The organism is Thioclava nitratireducens, assembly GCF_001940525.2.
Lineage (GTDB): Bacteria > Pseudomonadota > Alphaproteobacteria > Rhodobacterales > Rhodobacteraceae > Thioclava > Thioclava nitratireducens.
In genome coordinates this window covers 2,892,548-2,910,622 of the sequence record NZ_CP019437.1, presented here as the reverse complement: position 1 = coordinate 2,910,622, position 18,075 = coordinate 2,892,548, and the positions used below count along the sequence as shown (strand labels likewise).

At 66.0% G+C, this 18,075-nt stretch carries 17 protein-coding genes; 7 read left to right on the top strand and 10 right to left on the bottom strand.

Translation table 11 applies throughout. From position 1 onward, the window contains the following. Positions 1-60: 60 nt before the first annotated feature. Both BMG03_RS13865 and cobT read right to left on the bottom strand, forming a co-directional pair. Positions 61-1,860, bottom strand: coding sequence for an aminopeptidase P family protein (locus BMG03_RS13865; protein ID WP_075775593.1), 1,800 nt, complete (start codon positions 1,858-1,860; stop codon positions 61-63). Next, positions 1,860-3,737, bottom strand: coding sequence for a cobaltochelatase subunit CobT (gene cobT / locus BMG03_RS13860; protein WP_075775737.1), 1,878 nt, complete (start codon positions 3,735-3,737; stop codon positions 1,860-1,862). The genes BMG03_RS13865 and cobT overlap by 1 nt, the downstream gene beginning before the upstream one ends. A gap of 256 nt (positions 3,738-3,993) precedes the next feature. On the opposite strand from cobT, the gene BMG03_RS13855 reads away from it, so the two are divergent. Beyond that, positions 3,994-4,593, top strand: a complete 600-nt coding sequence (locus BMG03_RS13855; protein ID WP_075775592.1) for an NADPH-dependent FMN reductase — start codon at positions 3,994-3,996, stop codon at positions 4,591-4,593. 108 nt (positions 4,594-4,701) lie between these two features. Here BMG03_RS13855 and BMG03_RS13850 read toward each other — a convergent pair whose 3' ends face one another. Next, positions 4,702-5,286 carry a hypothetical protein gene (locus BMG03_RS13850; protein ID WP_075775591.1) on the bottom strand — a complete coding sequence of 195 codons (585 nt, stop codon included), beginning with the start codon at positions 5,284-5,286 and terminating at the stop codon, positions 4,702-4,704. Further along, complete coding sequence (cobS, locus tag BMG03_RS13845) at positions 5,286-6,257, bottom strand: cobaltochelatase subunit CobS (RefSeq protein ID WP_075775590.1); 972 nt, start codon at positions 6,255-6,257, stop codon at positions 5,286-5,288. The genes BMG03_RS13850 and cobS overlap by 1 nt, the downstream gene beginning before the upstream one ends. Before the next feature lie 175 nt (positions 6,258-6,432). On the opposite strand from cobS, the gene BMG03_RS13840 reads away from it, so the two are divergent. The 3 genes from BMG03_RS13840 (at position 6,433) to BMG03_RS13830 (ending at position 9,047) form a co-directional block, all read left to right on the top strand. Then, positions 6,433-6,831, top strand: coding sequence for a DUF4177 domain-containing protein (locus tag BMG03_RS13840; protein WP_075775589.1), 399 nt, complete (start codon positions 6,433-6,435; stop codon positions 6,829-6,831). Between the two features lie 259 nt (positions 6,832-7,090). Beyond that, a complete protein-coding gene (locus BMG03_RS13835) occupies positions 7,091-7,711 on the top strand; it encodes a DnaJ domain-containing protein (RefSeq protein WP_075775588.1) in 621 nt (206 codons plus the stop codon). A gap of 211 nt (positions 7,712-7,922) precedes the next feature. Next, positions 7,923-9,047, top strand: a complete 1,125-nt coding sequence (locus BMG03_RS13830; RefSeq protein ID WP_075775587.1) for a PQQ-dependent sugar dehydrogenase — start codon at positions 7,923-7,925, stop codon at positions 9,045-9,047. 231 nt (positions 9,048-9,278) lie between these two features. Here BMG03_RS13830 and BMG03_RS13825 read toward each other — a convergent pair whose 3' ends face one another. Then, entirely contained in the window at positions 9,279-10,031 is a 753-nt protein-coding gene (locus BMG03_RS13825; RefSeq protein ID WP_075775586.1) for an SDR family oxidoreductase, read from the bottom strand. A 226-nt stretch (positions 10,032-10,257) separates the two neighbouring features. Continuing rightward, entirely contained in the window at positions 10,258-11,190 is a 933-nt protein-coding gene (locus BMG03_RS13820; protein ID WP_075775585.1) for a hydrogen peroxide-inducible genes activator, read from the bottom strand. A 189-nt stretch (positions 11,191-11,379) separates the two neighbouring features. Here BMG03_RS13820 and BMG03_RS13815 point away from each other — a divergent pair, with 189 nt between their 5' ends. Then, positions 11,380-11,604, top strand: coding sequence for a DUF465 domain-containing protein (locus BMG03_RS13815; RefSeq protein ID WP_075775584.1), 225 nt, complete (start codon positions 11,380-11,382; stop codon positions 11,602-11,604). A gap of 337 nt (positions 11,605-11,941) precedes the next feature. Next, positions 11,942-12,769, top strand: coding sequence for a DUF6544 family protein (locus tag BMG03_RS13805; protein WP_075775582.1), 828 nt, complete (start codon positions 11,942-11,944; stop codon positions 12,767-12,769). 25 nt (positions 12,770-12,794) lie between these two features. Here BMG03_RS13805 and BMG03_RS13800 read toward each other — a convergent pair whose 3' ends face one another. After that, positions 12,795-13,706 carry a CPBP family intramembrane glutamic endopeptidase gene (locus tag BMG03_RS13800; RefSeq protein WP_244270954.1) on the bottom strand — a complete coding sequence of 304 codons (912 nt, stop codon included), beginning with the start codon at positions 13,704-13,706 and terminating at the stop codon, positions 12,795-12,797. A gap of 31 nt (positions 13,707-13,737) precedes the next feature. Then, a complete protein-coding gene (locus BMG03_RS13795) occupies positions 13,738-14,073 on the bottom strand; it encodes a DnaJ family domain-containing protein (protein WP_075775581.1) in 336 nt (111 codons plus the stop codon). Between the two features lie 487 nt (positions 14,074-14,560). Between BMG03_RS13795 and BMG03_RS13790 the strand changes: the two genes are divergently transcribed. Further along, the gene (locus BMG03_RS13790) at positions 14,561-16,177 is read left to right on the top strand and encodes a Na/Pi cotransporter family protein (RefSeq protein WP_077701266.1); all 1,617 of its coding nucleotides are present in this window, start codon (positions 14,561-14,563) and stop codon (positions 16,175-16,177) included. 83 nt (positions 16,178-16,260) lie between these two features. Here BMG03_RS13790 and BMG03_RS13785 read toward each other — a convergent pair whose 3' ends face one another. Both BMG03_RS13785 and BMG03_RS13780 read right to left on the bottom strand, forming a co-directional pair. After that, positions 16,261-17,058 (bottom strand): SDR family NAD(P)-dependent oxidoreductase, encoded by a 798-nt coding sequence (locus BMG03_RS13785; RefSeq protein WP_075775579.1) that lies wholly within the window; start codon positions 17,056-17,058, stop codon positions 16,261-16,263. A gap of 21 nt (positions 17,059-17,079) precedes the next feature. Beyond that, the gene (locus BMG03_RS13780; protein WP_075775578.1) at positions 17,080-18,051 is read right to left on the bottom strand and encodes a Gfo/Idh/MocA family protein; all 972 of its coding nucleotides are present in this window, start codon (positions 18,049-18,051) and stop codon (positions 17,080-17,082) included. Between the last annotated feature and the right edge of the window lie 24 nt (positions 18,052-18,075).

Sequence of the window (18,075 nt, the reverse complement as noted above, 5' to 3'; positions counted from 1 at the left end):
TTTTCGGCTTGGTAAAAATATCCCCGCCGGAGGCATCCCCGGCATACTGTGCGCGCAGCCTCAGATCGGCGCGCAGGCGGTTTGCAGCCACGCCTTGGCGCCCTCGCTGACCTTGGGCCCAATACGCTCCAGAACCTCGGCGTGATAGGCGTTGAGCCAGTCGCGCTCCTCGGGGCCGAGCAGATCGATGTCGATCAGCCGGCGGTCGATCGGCACCCAGGTCAGCGTCGAGAAAGAGAGCTGGTCGCGGTTGTCGCCCTTGGCCTCGGCCTCTTCGGTGAGGATCAGGTTCTCGATCCGGATGCCGAATGCGCCTTCGCGGTAATAGCCCGGTTCGTTCGACAGGATCATTCCGGGTTCGAGCGGCAGGGTCGAGACGCGCGAGATTCGCGCGGGGCCTTCGTGCACGCAAAGCGCAGCGCCGACGCCGTGGCCTGTGCCGTGATCGTAATCCCAGCCCTCGGCCCACAGGGGCGCACGGGCGAGCGCATCGAGATGGGCCCCCGCCACGTTGCGCGGGAAGCGCGTACGCGACAGTGCGATCATGCCCTGCAACACCCGGGTGAAGGGACGTTTGGCGTCTTCCGGTACATCGCCCACGGCGACGGTGCGGGTGATGTCGGTGGTGCCGTCGACATATTGCCCGCCCGAATCCACCAGCAGCAACTCACCCGGTTTCGCGGGGCGGTTGGTGTCCTCGTTCACGCGGTAATGGACGATCGCGCCATTGCCGCCCGCGCCGCAGATCGTCTCGAAGGAGATGTCGAGCAGCGCATTGGTATCGCGGCGGAAGCCCTCGAGGGCGGTGACCACGTCGATCTCGGTCAGCTGGCCTTTCGGGGCCTCCGCGTCGAGCCAGCTGAGGAATTCGACCATCGCGGTGGCGTCGCGCAGATGGGCGGCTTCCATGCCCGCGATTTCGGCTGCGTTCTTGCGCGCTTTCGGCAGAATGCAGGGATCGCGCGTCTCAACGATCTTGGTGTCGTGATCGGCCAGCAGCAGAGAGACGGCGAGCGGCGCGCTGTCGGGGTCGACCAGCACCGGGCCTTCGATCGCTTCCAGCGCGGCGGTCAGGCTGTCGGGCGGCAGGATCGAGACCCCGTCGCCCAGATGGGCGCGCAGATCGGCGTCGAATTTCGCGTCATCGGCGAAGAGCTTCACCGTGCCGTCGTCGAAGAGCACCGCGAAGGACTGAACCACCGGGTTGCGGGGGATATCCGCGCCGCGAATGTTCAGCAGCCAGCAGATCGAATCCGGCAGGGTGAGCACGGCGGCCGCGATATCCTCTTCGCGCAGGTCTTCGGCCAGACGCGTGCGTTTCTCCGCCGCAGTCTCGCCTGCGAATTCCGCCGGATGGATGCGGGCGGGCTCGGCGGGCGGGGCAGGGCGGTCGTCCCAGACGCGGTCCACGAGGTTCTCGCTTTCGATCAGCGCGATGCCGGTGCCTTCAAGCCCCTCGCGGATCTTCGCGATCTCGGATTTGGTGTGCAGCCACGGGTCGAAGCCGATCTTGGCGCCTGCATGGGCGTTTTCCGTCAACCAGTCGGCTGGTTTCACCTCGGGCCAGCTCACCGGCGTGAAGTGGTCGAGCGAGACCTCGGCGCGTACCTGCACCCGGTAGCGGCCATCGACGAAGACGCCTGCGATCTCGGGCAGCGCGATGCAGAAGCCCGCCGAGCCGGTGAAGCCGGTCAGCCAAGCCAGACGCGCATCGCAAGGCGCGACATATTCGCCCTGATGTGCGTCGGCCCGAGGAATGATGAAGCCGTCGAGCCCGGCGGCTGACATGGCTTCGCGCAGCGCCGCCAGCCGGGGCGGGCCCAGTTCGGGGCGCGATTGCACCGAGAAATCCTGAAACATCAGATAGCCTTCTTGATCCCGAGGAAGCGGGCGCGGGCCCGCGGATCGCTGTCGAAGAGGGAGGCGAGCTGTTCGGTCATGGCGCCCGCCAGTTGCTCCACATCGGTGATCGTCACCGCGTGCTGGTAATAGCGCGTCACGTCATGGCCGATGCCGATGGCGATCAGCTCCACCGCGCGGCGGCGCTCTACCATGGCGATCACGTCGCGCAGGTGTTTCTCCAGATAGATCGCGGGGTTCACCGACAGCGTCGAGTCGTCCACCGGTGCACCGTCCGAGATCACCATCAGGATCTTGCGCTGCTCGGTCCGGGCGAGCATCCGGCGATGCGCCCATTCCAGCGCCTCGCCGTCGATGTTCTCCTTCAGCAGACCTTCCTTCATCATCAGGCCCAGATTGGCCCGCGTCCGGCGCATCGGCGCGTCGGCCCGCTTGTAGATGATGTGGCGCAGGTCGTTGAGGCGTCCGGGGCTTTGCGGGCGGCCATCTGCAAGCCATTTCTCGCGCGATTGCCCGCCTTTCCAGGCGCGGGTGGTGAAGCCGAGGATCTCGACCTTCACGTCGCAGCGCTCCAGCGTGCGAGCGAGCACGTCGGCGCAGATCGCCGCGATCGAGATCGGGCGACCGCGCATCGAGCCGGAATTATCCAGCAGTAGCGTCACCACCGTGTCGCGGAACTCGGTGTCCTTCTCGACCTTGAAGCTGAGCGGCGTGGTCGGGTTCGCGACGACACGGGCCAGGCGGCCCGCATCGAGCATCCCTTCCTCGCGGTCGAATTCCCACGCACGGTTCTGCTGCGCCTGCAGGCGGCGCTGCAGCTTGTTGGCGAGCCGCGAGACAGCTCCTTTCAGCGGGTCCAGCTGCTGATCGAGATAAAGGCGCAGACGCTCCAGCTCGGCCGGTTCGGCCAAGTCCTCGGCGGCGATCTCCTCGTCGAATTCGGTCGTGTAGACCACGTAATTCGGGTCGGCCTGCGAATGCGGCGGGGGCGGCGGCGGCTCCAGCGGCGCATCGGCCTGCGGCATATCCATCTCGTCGCTCATTTCCTGATCGGCGAGATCGTCGGAGCTGACGGAGGTCTGGGTCTGGTCGTCCTGCGCTTCCTGGCTGGATTCGGGCGAGGCCTCGGCGTCGTCGTCTTCCTGCTCGTCGCGGGCCTGCTCTTCGCCCTGTTCCTCGTCGGCGTTCTCTTCCTGCTCGTCCTCGGCGTCGTCGCCCATCTCCTCGTCGGGATCGTCGCCCAACTGATCGGCATAACCGAGATCGGCGATCACCTTGCGGGTGAGGCGCGCAAAGGCGGCCTGATCGGCAAGGACGTGTTTGACGTTTTCCAGATCGTCGCCCGCCGATTGCTCGATGAAGGGGCGCCACAGATCGAGCACGTTATCCGCGCCGGGCGGCAATTTCCGGCCGGTTGCCAGTTCGCGCACGAAATACCCCGCGGCGACCGAGAGCGGCGCTTCCTCGGGAGCGCGAATCTGGGCGTAGCCCTTGCGCTCTGCCTCATGGGCGATCTTGGCGTCGATATTCGACAGGGTGCCCGGCATGTCGCGCGCGCCCAACGCTTCACAGCGCGCGGTCTCCATTGCCTCGTAGATCGCGCTCGCCAACTCGCCCGACGGGGCGTAACGGCTGTCGATCTTGGCGTCGTGGTGACGGCGGCGCATCGCCATCGCATCGGCCGTGCCGCGCGCCAGCAGAACCTCGTCGCGGCTCATCCGGCGCGAAACCTGCGGCAGGCGCATCGTATCGGCGGTCATTCCTGAAGGATCGACCGTGTAGCTCACCGTCATGTCGGGCGCGTCGGCCATCGTCTTGGTGGCTTCGGCCAGCGCCTTTTTGAAGGGATCCGCGGGGTTGTCGGAAGGCTTGCTCATGGCCTCAGATAAAGCACCGCGCGCGCCGACCCGCAAGAGCCGATCGCGTAAGCGGGTGATGCGGCGCAGACGGGCAGCGCCGCCGGCGCGGTTCCCGCATTTGACGCGCGACACTCGTTCGCATCCGCACATAACTCCCGGTTGGAAGCGGGCGATTACGTCTTAGGTTAACTCGCAACACGGACAGCACGTCTCCCCCCGTGGCCCTTCCTCCCCCGAGGGCCTTCCCGTGCGACATACCGGAAAGGAGTTCGACATGAGCGAGACCCTGAATATCGGCCTGATCGTCGGCACGACCCGCGAAGGTCGCTTCGCCGACCGCGCGCTCGAATGGTTCGAGACCAAGATCGGGGCGCGCGACGACATGCGCTACGAGGTTCTGGATCTGCGCGAAGCCGCGCTGCCCTTCTTCGACGAGGCAGGCCCGCCCGCCGCGAAAACCGTGACCAGCGAGAACGCGCGCGCTTGGGGCGAAAAGCTCAAGGAATTCGACGGGTTCATCGTGGTGACGGCGGAGTACAACCACTCAATTCCCGCGACGATCAAGAACGCTTTCGACTACGCGTTCGAGGGCTGGCGCCGCAAGCCGCTGGGCACCGTCGGCTATGGCGGCGTGGGCGCGGCCCGCGCGGTCGAGCATCTGCGCCTCGTCGCGATCAATTTCGGCATGGTGCCCGTCGCGGGTGCGGTCAGCATTGGCGGTGCTGATTTCGTGAAGGCCTCGCAGGGCACGCCGATCGCGGAACTGGGCGACCATCTCGACGGTCCGGCGAAAACGCTGCTCGACGACATGGCCTTCTGGGGTCAGGCGGCGAAACTTGCCAAGATCGAAGCAGAAAACCGTCAGGCCGCCTGATCCGACCCCGCCTGTTTTTCGTAGTTAGTTGAGTAACGAGTACCAGCCCGGCCTTTGTGCCGGGCTTTTTTTGCGCCGCTCCTCGCGAAGAGGTCGCAGCGCGAGCGGTTACTGGAAAAGCCCCGAGCAGATCATCGGCATCCAGTCCGCGCGCAGCGTACTCAGCGGGAAGGCGCGACGATCCTGCGAGCCTTTCGCCTCCTGCCCGCGCCGTGTCATGACGTAATCCCCATTGAGCAGGTTGACGTCGCAGGTGCCGGTATTCTCGTTATCGATACGGTCGTAGAAGCTGTAGCTGTAGCCCGAGACGACAAAACCACCATTGCGCCACGCGATGGAATAGGTGCTCTCCCACGGGTTGCGCCCGATGCCGATCTGCTCGGAATGCAGCCTGAACGCGCCGTTGGGAAGCGGCTCGAGAGATGGCGTCTGGCCGCCTGCCTGACCGGAGAAGACAACCCGCTCGACCGTCATCTCGCGCTTCAGTCCGAAGGTCGGATCGCCGAGATAGACCACCAGATCGGCTGCATCCGCACCGTTCTGCACCAGCATCGCCGCATCCTGCGTGCCGTCGCCGTTCCAATCGCCGGTCAGCGCCGCGAAAATCTCGCCATCCTTGGGCGCCTCCTGGGCTGCCGCCGCGAAGGGCAGCAGCGCCGCGAGAAGCACGCCCCGGATCGCGAGGCGCGGCATCACGAGGCGATGGCCGCCGCCGATTCCGGCAGCTCCTCGTCGAAGAGGCGCTGGTAGAACTCGGCCACGGTCTGACGCTCCAGCTCGTCGCACTTGTTGAGGAAGCTCAGGCGGAACGCGTAGCCGATATTGTCGAAGATGCGCGCGTTCTGGGCCCAGGCGATCACCGTGCGCGGCGACATCACCGTCGAGAGATCGCCATTCATGAAGGCGGTCCGCGTCAGGTCGGCCACGGTCACCATCTGGCTGATCACCTTGCGGCCCTCGGCCGTGTTGTATTGTGGGTTCTTCGACAGAACGATCGCGACTTCGGCGTCGTGGCTGAGATAGTTCAGCGTCGAGACCAGCGACCAGCGGTCCATCTGGCCCTGGTTGATCTGCTGGGTGCCGTGGTAGAGGCCCGTCGTGTCGCCCAGACCCACCGTGTTCGAGGTCGCGAACAAACGGAAATAGGGGTTCGGCGTGATCACTTCGTTCTGGTCGAGCAGCGTCAGCTTGCCGTCGGCTTCCAGCACCCGCTGGATCACGAACATCACGTCGGCGCGGCCCGCATCATATTCATCGAAGACGATCGCGGTCGGGTTGCGCAGCGCCCAGGGCAGGATGCCCTCGTGGAACACCGTCACCTGCTTGCCATCGACCAGCTTGATCGCATCCTTGCCGATCAGGTCGATCCGGCTGACGTGGCTGTCGAGGTTGACGCGCACACAGGGCCAGTTCAGGCGGGCGGCGACCTGTTCGATATGGGTCGATTTCCCGGTGCCGTGATAACCCTGGATCATCACGCGGCGATTATAGGCAAAGCCTGCGAGGATCGCCATCGTGGTGTCGGGGTCGAATTTGTAGGTGGAGTCGATCTCCGGCACGCGGTCGGTGCGCTCTGCAAACCCTTTGACCTTCATGTCGGAATCGAGGCCGAACACCTCGCGCAGGTCGATTTCTTCGGTGGGCTTGGCGGTCTGGTCGAGCATCGCGGACGTCCTTTCGTGGTTGGGTCGATTTGTGAACCATCGCGCGCAGGCGTGCAAGGGGGCGATGGTGCGCGATGCGCGGGGCTTTTATCGGCCCGTTCCCGCCAGTGTGGCTTGGAGTGAGTTGACCCGGACCCGGCATCCGCTAGAAAGACGCGAAAGCTTGAGGTGCATCATGCAGCATTACGAATACAAGGTCATCCCGGCGCCCGCGCGCGGCGACAAGGAGCGCGGCCTGAAATCCGGCGCCGACCGTTTCGCCCATGCGCTTTCCGGTGTGATGAACGAGATGGCGGCGCGCGGCTGGGAATACCTGCGCGCAGAGACCCTGCCTGCGGAAGAGCGCACCGGCCTGACGGGTAAGTCCACGGTCTATCACAACCTGCTGGTATTCCGCCGCCCGACCACCGCCGATCCGGCGCAGGCGATCGGTGCACATCCCGATCCCGAGGCTGCGGCGAATGACGAGGACGCGCCCGAGGCCAAGCGCCGCGCGCTTCTCGCCGATGCGCCCGAGGGCCGTGCGCCGAAACTGCGCGCCAGCCGCGACGGGTCGTCAGGCGACGGGGACTGACCGTTACGGACGGGGCGAAGGCAGGGCGGCTTGGAACCGGACCAATCCACCCGAAACGTGCCGCGCGCCCGCACCGGCGCGCCAGTCGCGTTGCCGTCGCGACGCTCCTTACTCGCCCTTGATCCGCGCAATTAGCGGCCCCATTTCCGCCCGACCCCCTTTCAACATCCGTCATTTCCAGTAGACTGCGTGACCCGACTCGGAGGCAGGCCCAAATGCCGCCCCGAAGTGGCATTCGGGTAGCAGGCAAGAGGCAAGCATGAGCAACAGCGATCCTTTCGGCTTCAACATTTCGGCCGCGGCGGACAAGAAGCGCCGCTCGCGTGGCAGACGCGGCATGTCGGGGGCTTTCGAGACCTCGACCCGGATCTGCGACAAGGAAGGCTGCAACGAGCCGGGCAAGTACCGTGCGCCGAAAAGCCCGAAAATCCTCGACGACTACTACTGGTTCTGCAAGGACCACGTCCGCGAGTACAATCTGAACTGGAATTATTTCCAAGGTCAGTCCGAGGAGGAATTCCAGGCTTTCCTGGATAATGCGACCGTCTGGGAGCGGCCCACGAAGCCCTTCAGCAAGGCCAAGGAAGAGGCGGGCTGGGCGCGTCACGGCATCTCGGACCCGCATGAGATCCTCGGCGACAACGCCACGAAGAACCCGGGCCGGACGATGGGGCGCAAGCTGCCGCCGACCGAACGCCGCGCGCTCGACATTCTCGAGGCGAAGGACTCGATGTCCAAGGCCGAGATCCGCAAGTGCTACAAGGCGCTGATCAAGGTGCTGCACCCGGATATGAACGGCGGCGACCGCTCGCAGGAAGAGATGCTTCAGGAAGTCGTCTGGGCCTGGGACCAGCTGAAGGACAGCCGCAACTTCAAGTGACGGCAGGGGGGCTCTGCCCCCCGCGCTGCGCGCGTCCCCCCGGGATATTTTCGCAAACCCGAAGCAAAGAGGCGCGCTCAAATCCTCGGGCTTGCCGAAATATCCCGGGGTGAATGCCGCAGGCAGAGGGGCTGCGCCCCTCGCACCCGTTGCCATCGCGCGCCCTTCCCATTCCGTGCCCCCGCCCCATCTCTAGGGGAGGAGGTGCTTCATGAACCCGTTTCCGAGTCTGCCCGCCGCTCTGGCGCTCGCCCTGACGATCCCCGTCCTCTCGAGCCTCGGCCTTGCGCCCCTTGCCGCGCCTGCCGCCGCGCAGAACGTGGGCGAGAAGCCGATAAGCCGCGATCTTCCTTTCGTCCTCAAGCCGGTGGCGCTGCTGGAAAACCCATGGGCGATCGCGCCCTTGCCCGACGGCTCGGTGCTGGTGACCGGCAAGGCGGGCAAGATGTGGCATGTCACGGGCGGAGAGACGCAGGCGGTGGCCGGCATGCCGGAGGTGCAATATAGCGGCCAGAACGGGCTGCTCGATGTTGCGGTGCCGCCCGATTTCGCTGAGACGCGCGAGGTCTATATCACCTATGTCGCGCCGGATAACGCGCTGCATCTGGCGCGTGGGGTGCTGGATGGCACCCAGCTCACGCAGCTGAAGACGATCTGGCAGCAGACGCCGGGCGGGCGTGGTCAGCCGGGCGGGATCGTCGCCTTCGGGCCCGACGGAATGCTTTATCTCACGGTCGGCGACCGGATGCAGCCCGACACCGCGCAGGACCCGGGCAACCCGCGCGGCAAGATCCTGCGCCTGACCCGCGAAGGTCAGCCCGCGCCCGGCAATCCCCATGAAGGGGCGGGCGGTGTGCGCGCCGAAACGTGGACTGAGGGGCACCGCAACCAATACGGCCTCGCTTTTACGCCGGACGGCAAGCTCTGGGAGCACGAGATGGGCCCGCGTGGCGGCGACGAGCTGAACCTGATCGAGAAGGGCAGGAATTACGGTTGGAACGCGGTCTCGAACGGCCGACACTATTCCGGCCAGCCGATCCCGGATCACGACACGCGGCCCGAATTCGCTGCGCCGAAGCTCTGGTGGACGCCGGTGATAGCGCCGGCAGGGCTTGCGGTCTATCAGGGCCGCGACTTTCCCGACTGGCAAGGCGATATGCTGATCGGCGGGCTCGCCGGGCAGGGGCTGACGCTGGTGGCGGGCGACGGATCGGACCAGATCGCGCGCTGGAATCTGCAGATGCGTGTGCGCGACGTGGCCGTGGGGCCCAATGGCGAGGTCTGGATCATCGAGGACGCGGGCGAGGGCGCTCTCTACCGGCTGATGCCGAAATGAGCTTGCCCGGCGCTTGACCGAAAACGGCGGTGCGCGCATCCGAGCGCGGCGCGGCCGGAATTGGCGAAGGTCGGGCAGGGATGCCCGGCCTTTCCGTTTGCGGGCTTATATTCGGCCCAGCCAAGGCGCGACCATATTCTCGCTCCGGCGCATCGCCAGATCGAAGCACCAGACGATGCCGCCGCACAGGGAGATGCCCACGAGCACGCGTTCCGACTGGCTTGCTTCGGACTATTCGCGGTGGATCTGGAACGGCGCCCAGCTCTGGCTCACCGGCATGATCTCGATCGAGTTGATGTTCACATGCGCGGGCAGGGCGGCGACCCAGTAGATGCTCTCGGCGATATCCTCGGGTTGCAGCGGATCGGCCCCGGCATAGAGCTTGTCATAAGCCGCCTTGTCGCCACCGGTGCGCACGAGGGTGAATTCGCTCTCCGATAGGCCCGGCTCGATCGAGGTCACGCGCACGCCGGTGCCCGACAGGTCCGAGCGCAGCCCAAGCGAGAACTGCTGCACGAAGGCTTTCGTGCCGCCATAGACATTGCCGCCCGGATAGGGCCAGTTCGCCGCGATCGAGGCGAGGTTCACGATCAGCCCGCGGCGCGCGATCAGCCGATCCAGCGTGAGCCGCGTCATCACCGCGAGCCCGGTGATATTGGTGTCGATCATCGCGCGCCAGTCATCCAGATCGCAGTCCTGCGCAGGCGCGGTGCCGCGCGCGAGGCCCGCATTGTTGATCAGCGCGTCGATCTGCGCGAAACCTTCGGGCAGGCTTTCGAGCGCTGCACGCGTCGCCGCCTCGTCGCGAATGTCGAAGCACAGGGGATGCGCGACCTCTGGTCCGCCGAGTGCCTCGACCAGCGCATCGAGCCGTTCCTGACGGCGCCCGGTCACGATGACCTTCCAGCCCTCATGGGCGAAACGGCGGGCGATTGCGTCGCCGAACCCTGCGGTGGCTCCGGTGATGAGGGCGGTCTTGGTCATGAAGGGGCCTTCCTGTCTTTCCGCCTGTCGGGCCACGCGTCTCGGCGCGGCGGTCGCGGCCCGCTTGTGTTCGTGGTCTGCCGGTGCGACAGGGCCAGTCGGGAATTTCCCATAGGGCCAGTCCTGCGCGCCTGATCGGCGGCTGCCGCGGCACGATAGGGGCAGGGGGCCGGAACTGCAATTTCACGGGCGCGTGACCGCATCCCTGTCGCCCGCGTCCCGGCAATCAGCTCTCGGGATGAAGCACCTTGGCAAAGTCTGTGCGCACGACCTCGCGGATCACCTCGGCGAAGACCGGCGGAATGCGCGCGCTGCGCCGGGTCACCAGCCCGATCGAGCGCATCACCCGCCCGCGCCGGAAGGGCACGAGGGCGATATCCCGTCCGGCCTGCTCGACCTCCGAATGGGCATAGAGCGCGGGCAGGAGCGTGATGCCCATATTCATCGCCACCATCTGGCGCAGCGCATCGAGGCTGCTTCCCTCGTAATCCTGCCGCAGGGTGGTTTTCATCTCGCGCGCCAGCTCGACAAGCTGGGCATGCAGCGAAAACCCGTTCGACAGAACGAGCAGCGTCTCGCCCGCGAGATCGGCATCCTCGACGTTTGTCTTCTCCGCAAGGCGATGATCCCCGGCGACGGCAAGCTGGAGCGGTTCGCGGAACAGTCGGGTGACGGTGAAATCCGACGAGAGCACCGGCAGCTGCGTCAGGACCAGATCGAGGCGGCCCGCGCGCAGATCGTCGAGCAGGGCGCTCGGCTGCCCGTCGCGGATGAACAGGCGCAGCTCGGGGTGCTCGGCGTGGAGCCGTCGCACCACGCTCGGCAGCAGATAGGGCCCGAATGTCGCCGATGCCCCGAGCCGATAGGTCCCGGCAAGGCCCGCGCGTGTATGTTCGGCAAGGCCCGCAAGGGCTGCGACCTCGTCGAGAATGCCGTCGATCCGCGCGCGCACCTCGCGCCCGGCAGCCGTCAGCACCGCGCCGCTGCGTCCGCGTTCGACGAGGGCTGCACCGAGCGTGTCCTCGAGATTGACGATCTGCTGGCTCAGCGAGGGCTGACTCACGCCGACACGCTCGGCCGCTTTGCGGAAGTTCCCGGCATCCGCGAGGGCGCGGAAATATTCGAGTTGGCGCAGGGTCGGCAGGCGCGGCTTATCCATAGGAATTTCCGATCACAACTTCAGGATACTTAGGATTGAGCTTACCAGCCCGCAACCCCAACTCTGATCTGTCGAGGGGGCCTTGAGGGAGCGCGAATGACGGAGGCGGCGGATAGTGTCCCCCCGCAGTCTCCCCGCGAGGATCCCCCCTCGGCACGAGTGAACCCCAATCTTTACAGGAGTTTAGAGATGAGCCTTTCGGATCGGACCCATGCCGCCATCGCGGCCCGTATCGCAGCCCTGCGGGCGCGGCATCGCGACCTCGATGCGCGTGTGGAGCAGGAGCAGAAACGGGCCTGGCGCGACATGAGTGTTCTGCAACGGCTCAAGCGGCGTCGCCTGCGTCTGAAGGACGAGCTGGGCCGCTACGAGGGGCTGCTGCGTACGCTCGCGCGTCGGCGTCTGCCCGGCTGATATCGTTTTTCTCCGGTCCCGGCGCGCGCGTGACGGGGCCCTTTTCGCGAAAGGAACTCACATGGCATCCCGAACCGACCCGTTCCTCCCCTACCGTTTTCTCAAGAGCGCGGAAGTTTCCGAGCTGGAAGAGGCGCTGTGTCACAGGCATATCAGGCGCGCCCCGGTCGCGCGCGCAACATGTTCCGAGGCGTGGTTCGATCTCTTCGATGACCCGTGCGAACGGGACGCAGAGGTCAGAGGGCGTGCCCTGCGCTGATCGCTTCATGCTATCATCCGGCTCGGGATGCGGCGGTTGCCGCGTGGTCGCTTGAGCGTGGAAAGGTAGGGAAGCTGCATGGCTCTTTGGATATTCGCCATCCTCGCCATCGGGCTTTTCGGCCTTTTCGCGAGGCGGCGTCTCGATCGGCGCGCCGACCGCGCAGAGATGGCGCGACTGAGCGCATCGCAGCCTGTCGATCCGCCGCGCTTCTCTGCCGATATGGTCGCCGATCTTCCCGAACCCGCGCGGCGGTTTTTCACCTTCGCCATCGCGGAGGGGACGCCGCTTTACACCGTCGCACGGCTGGAGATGCACGGACAGTTCGGCATGGGTGACAAATCCGCGCCGGGCTACATGCCGATGCGCGCCACGCAGGTGCTCGCCGCGCCGCACGGCTTTGTCTGGACGATGTCGGGCGGCTCCGGTGGAATGCGCCTCAGCGGCTCCGACAGCGACAAATGGACCCGGTTCTGGGTCGCCGGGCTCGCCCCCGTGGCCCGGTTCGGCGGCAACCCGGATCATAAACGCTCCGCCTTCGGTCGCTACGTGGCCGAGGCAGTGTTCTGGACGCCCGCGGCAGTGCTGCCGGGCCCGAATGTGACCTGGGAGCCGGTCTCGAGGAACATCGCCCGGATGACGATGCGCCGTGACGGGTTGGAGCAGGCGGTCGACCTCACCGTCGCCGAGAGTGGCCGGCCGGAGCAGGTCTGCTTCCGGCGCTGGAGCAATGCGAACCCGCAAAAGCGTTACCGCCTTCAGCCATTCGGCGGCTATCTCTCGAAGTTCCGTAATGTCGACGGGTTCCGATTGCCGACCCATGTGGAAGCGGGGAACAACTTCGAAACCGAGGACTATTTCCCCTTCTTCCTCGTCGATGTGACCGAAATCCGCTTTCCCAAGTGATTGTGTCTGCCTGTGCCACATCGCCTCATGGCCGTGCCTCACCGGGGACCACTTCAGTCACGGCGCCCGCGCGCGTGAACATCTTCTCGCGCTTCCACCAGACGACCAACGCGGCGACGCCCACCAGTATCCAGGTGTCCCAAGGCTGCGCATCCGGCCAGAACGGATTGATGAGCTGCCAGTGAAACAGCATCGGCAGCAGCAGGCTGCCACGCGCCGCGTTGAAAATCGGCGTGACCAGAACCGCGAGGGAGATATTGCCGATGAAGAAGGGCAGGAAGCTCCACTGCGCGAAGACCACGCCGGTGAGGTAGAAGGCGGGCAGGTGCCAGATGCCCCAGATCGCGCCGATCAGCACGCCGGCCCAGAACGGGGCGACATGGCGCTGCAAGAGCGGTTGTGCGACGCCGCGCCAGCCGAACTCCTCGATAGGTCCGAGAAGCAGCATCATGAACATCACGCTGACCGTCGCGCCCACGCCCTCGGGCGGCATCGGCGCGAGCAGGGGCCCGCCCTTGATCAGTGAGCCCGCCATGAAGACGAGCGGGATCACGAGCAGGATGAAGCCCCACCACGAGACCGGGCAGTGCCAGATCAGAAGGCGCGACAGGAACCGGCGCAAGCCGCCAAGCCCGGCAGAGAACAAGACCACCGTGAACCCTGCGATTGCCGGAGCCCAGGTTGCGAGGAAGAAAAGTGGGTGGGAGCCGCTGATCTGGCCGAACCGCGCGGTCATTTCTGCGGACAAGAAGATGTAGCTGCCGATCACGCCCCAGGTGATCGCGAAGGTCAGCGCGAGAAAGGCGAGCAAGGCGCGCGCGGTGGCGTGCAGGGGCAGGTCTTCGGGTGCGACTGGCATTCGGCTGACCATGGATGTGCGTTCAGGGGCCGCCCCACCATCGTCATTTTCCGCGCCGAAATCCTTGTTCTGGGTCAAGCGCATCGCGCCAACGATGACCCGGCGCGTCCTACGGCGCCATGAACCGCCGCCGCGCCTCGACCGCGATGTTGTAGCGCTGTTCCAGATCGGCGATCAGCGCCATAGCGACGCGCTTGGCCTCGTCTCCCTCCGCCTCCCGGTAGCTTTGCTTGGCCGCATCCAGCAGCTTCTTGAGTTTGAACTCCTCGGGCAGCGCGCCGGCTTCGGCCATGATCCGGGCGGCCACGGCGGTCGCCATGTCGGTAAATGCCTCGCCCGAGCGATCCGGGAGCGGCTTGCCCTCGCCGGAAAGCCCGCTCAACTGGCCCTCCGCAAGGGCCTTCTGGATTTGCCGCTCGACGAGGCGGTTCAAGGATTGGCTCATGCCGCGTTCCTACCGTTTCCGAGCACCGCGGGAGGCGCGGTACCCTCGCGAGCATAGCCCACTTCTGGCGATGCCAACACTCAGACTTCCGTGCGAAACCTGTGACAGGGCGGCGCGCGGGCTCAGGCTAGTCGCGCGAATTGCGGCAGTTCCCAAAGCCCGTCCGCGACCGCCGCGCCGACCTGCAACGCGCATCCATAGCTGCGACTAAGGATCGGCGTTCATCGAGGGGTCACGCAACAGCGGAGTGCCCCCGCGAGACATGTAGATAGGAAACCTCAAGCGCCGAAGCCCGGAATGAAGTGCTCTTTCGAATTCATCGCCCGCGGTTAGCCCGCGACTGCGGGGGCGCCGAACGTGCACTGCCGTCTTCGACGCCAGACGATCACGAATTCATCCGGCAAAACAGAACCTTGCGAGGCGTTCCTGCCGGCGCTTGAATTCCGTGTCGCGCGGCCGCATGCTCGATCGCGAGGGATGGAGAACCATGTCGGAGACACTGGCGGCACTTGGCGGAGTCGGGCTGTTCCTGCTCGGCATGAAGATAATGACCGAGGCGCTGCGCGAAGCCGCCGGGTCCAATCTGCGCCGCCTGCTGGCGCGGTTCACCACCACGCCGCTGAAGGGCGTCGCGAGCGGTCTGGTGACGACGGCGGTGATCCAGTCGTCTTCGGCGACGACGGTGATGACGGTCGGCTTCGTCGGCGCGGGACTGCTTAGTTTTCCGCAAGCGCTCGGCGTGATCTACGGCGCCAATATCGGCACGACGGTCACCGGCTGGATCGTGTCGCTGGTGGGCTTCAAGCTGAAACTGGGCGCGGTGGCGATGGGGCTTTTGTTCTTCGCGAGCCTGACGCTGTTTCTCTCGCATGGCCGGGCGGCGCGCATCGGGCGCGTCCTCGCCGGCTTCTGCCTGCTCTTCATTGGGCTCGACATGATGCAGCAGGGAATGTCCGGGGCGGAGGCCTGGATCACGGTGGAGCGCACGCCTGGAACCGGGGTGGGCGGCTTGCTCGCGATGGCGGCGCTGGGGATCGCGGTCACGGTGGTGATGCAATCCTCCTCGGCGGCGATCGCGGTTGTGCTGGTGCTGGTCAGCAACGGTGCGCTGCCGCTGATCCAGGCGGCTGCGGCGGTGATCGGGATGAACCTCGGCACCACCTTCACCGCGCTGATCGCGGCCCTCGGGGGATCGCGCGCGATGCAGCAGACCGCGATCGCGAACCTGCTGTTCAATTGCGGAACGATGGTGATCGCCTTTCCCCTCCTGCAACTGGTCGCGGCTCCTTTGGAGGGGCTGGCGGCGCGAACCGGGGTCGATACGGCGCTCGTGCTGTTTCACACCGGGTTCAACCTGCTGGGAACGCTGGTCTTTCTTCCCGTTACCCGCCAATTCGCCACGCTCGTCGCGAAATTGCGGCCCGATCTCGGCGGGCGGGCGCCCCCGGAACTGGACCGTCGCCTGTTGAGCGACGAAGGGGCCGCGATGCAAGCGGCGCATTCCATGGTGATCTGGGCCGCGCAGGAGATTTTCGCAGCCTATTCGCTGGCGATCGGCCCCGCGCGCGATCTGCGGCGGATGTCGACGCTGGGGCCACGGATCGCGATCGCTCTGGATGACTTGAAGGATTACATGGCGCAGATTTCGGTCCCGCGAGACCGGCCCGCCGAAGCCGCCGCCTTCGCCGCTCTGATGCATCAGGCCGACCATCTCATGCGTCTGGTGGAGCAGGCCGAGCACCGCGGCTACATCCCGATCCTGTTGCGCGGCAAGATCACGCCCAGACCCGCGCAATGGTTCGCCGCCTGCCTGTCACCCGAACGTCCGCTCGATCTGCCGCAGATCGGGGAGCGCATGGCGCGGATGGCCGACCCGGTCGCCCATCGCCTCGCGCGGCACCGGCGCGGCCTGTTGCTGGGCGAGCATGTTGGGCTCTACACGATGCAGGAGACGTTTCAGGCGACTGATGCGATGCGGTGGTTTGCGCGGATCATGCACAATGTCCAGCGCGTCGGCGAATACGAGCGCGAGGTGCAGGCGAAGCTGGGGCATGTGGCGGTCGCCTCTCCCGAGGCGGACTCGCCGCTTAGCGCCGGTTCCTGATCCTGAGGCGTTTTGCCATGGCGGCGTGGGCCCTCCGGCGACGGCTTGATCTACGCACCAAGCGCGTCTTCGACCCCCGACCGTCACACGGCGATGGAGGCGACCGAGCCGCCGTCCACGCGGTAATTGGCACCGACAACGAAACTGGCTTGCTCGGAACACAGGAAGGCGATGGTCGCGGCCACTTCCTCGGGTCTGCCGCGCCGCTCCAGCGCCAGCCACGGGCGATCCGATTTCAAGAAGCTCCGGACGGCTTCGTCATGGCTGATGCCTTCCGCATCCGCCTTCTGGGCCATCATCCCATCGGTCATGGGTGTCTCGATAAAGGCGGGTGAGACGCAATTGACCAGCACGCCCCGGCGCGCGGCCACCCCGCTCAGCCCCTTGGCGAAATTGAGAAGCGCCGCCTTGGCCACATTATAGACCGCCTCGTTCTCGTAGGGCTGCGCCGCATTCTCGGAACAGAGGATGACGACGCGACCCCAGCCGCGGTTTTCCATCGTCGGCTCGAAGGCGCGCACGGTGCGGACGACCGACATGAAATCGCTCTCCCACGCGTCGTGCCAGTCGCTGTCCGTCATCTCGAGCGGGTGCCCCTTGGCGCCGGTGACACCGGCCGCGCAGACGAGGATGTCCGGCATGGTGAAGCGCTCTTGCGTGGTGGCGGCGAGACCCTTGATCTGGTTCGGATCGCGCAGGTCGGCCTGAAGCGCGCAGGTGCCGTGGGCGAGCTCCTTGGCGGCGCGGGACACCTCGTCACCCTTGAGGTCCACGAGGATAACCTGCGCGCCCTCGGCCAGCAGCGTTCTGGCGGCGGCTTTGCCGATGCCCGAGGCGCCGCCCGTGATCAGGGCCGTTTTGCCTTGAAGTCCATAATCCATCGTCGTGCTCCTTTCGCGTGTTCAGTTGAGCCGAAGCCCGAGATCGTCCAGCACCCGGTTGACGCGCGCCGCCTCGGCGGCCGAGACCAGCCCCGGTGCGGCACGGCCTTCGAGCGCGCTCAGGAAAGGCAGGATTCCGGTGCCCGCGTCGAGCGGATCGAGCACCATGCGCTCGGTCGGGCTCTCGGCCCCGCGCGGGGTCAGCGTCATCTCGCCCTCCTTGAGTGAAATCGCACCAGCATCGCCCACGAGGTCCAGTTCGAGCCGCATCCGGGTGTCGGTCCAGCCCGCTTCGACAACGCCGGTGGCGCCGCTCGCAAAGCGCAGGATTGCGGCACCGTGATCGTTCAAGGGCCACCCCAGCGCGTTGCCGGTGGCCGCATGTCCCTCGCGGATCGGCCCGAGTATCCACTGCAAGGCGTCGATCGCGTGCACCGCCTCGTCGACGAACCCGTCGTAGCAGGCGAGCTCCGGGTCGGTCATCCAACTGTCGAGATTCAGCCAGTCCGCGTAGCCGCCGTCGTGATTGAAGAGCATTCTCGCCGATCGTACCTCGCCCAGCCGCCCCTCGGAGACCCAACCCTTCGCCTTGCGCAGGGCGGGCACGGTTCGGAAGAAATACGCAGTGTGCAGTATCGCTTCGGCCTTCGCGGAGTCCTGCGCCACGGCCTCAGCGTCGCGGGCGCTACCGGCGAGCGGCTTCTCCGAAAAGACCGGCAGACCCGCAGACATCGCCGCTCCGATATCGGTGGCATGGTGGGCCGTCTCGCTGCATACGACTGCGCCCGCCGTTTGCAGCCCCTGAAGGGCGTCGAGCGTCGCGAGGGGCTTGGCGTCAAGCTCGGCGCAAAGCCGGTCGCGGCGGTCCGGATCGCGATCATGCACGTAGCCGACACGAAAGCCGCGCGCCTTCATCTGCTGCAGGTGGTCCGGCAGATGAACATGCGCGCCGCCAAGCAGCGCAAGGGTCGAAATGTTCATGTCGTTATCCATGGCAGCTCTCCTGTGGTCGGTCGC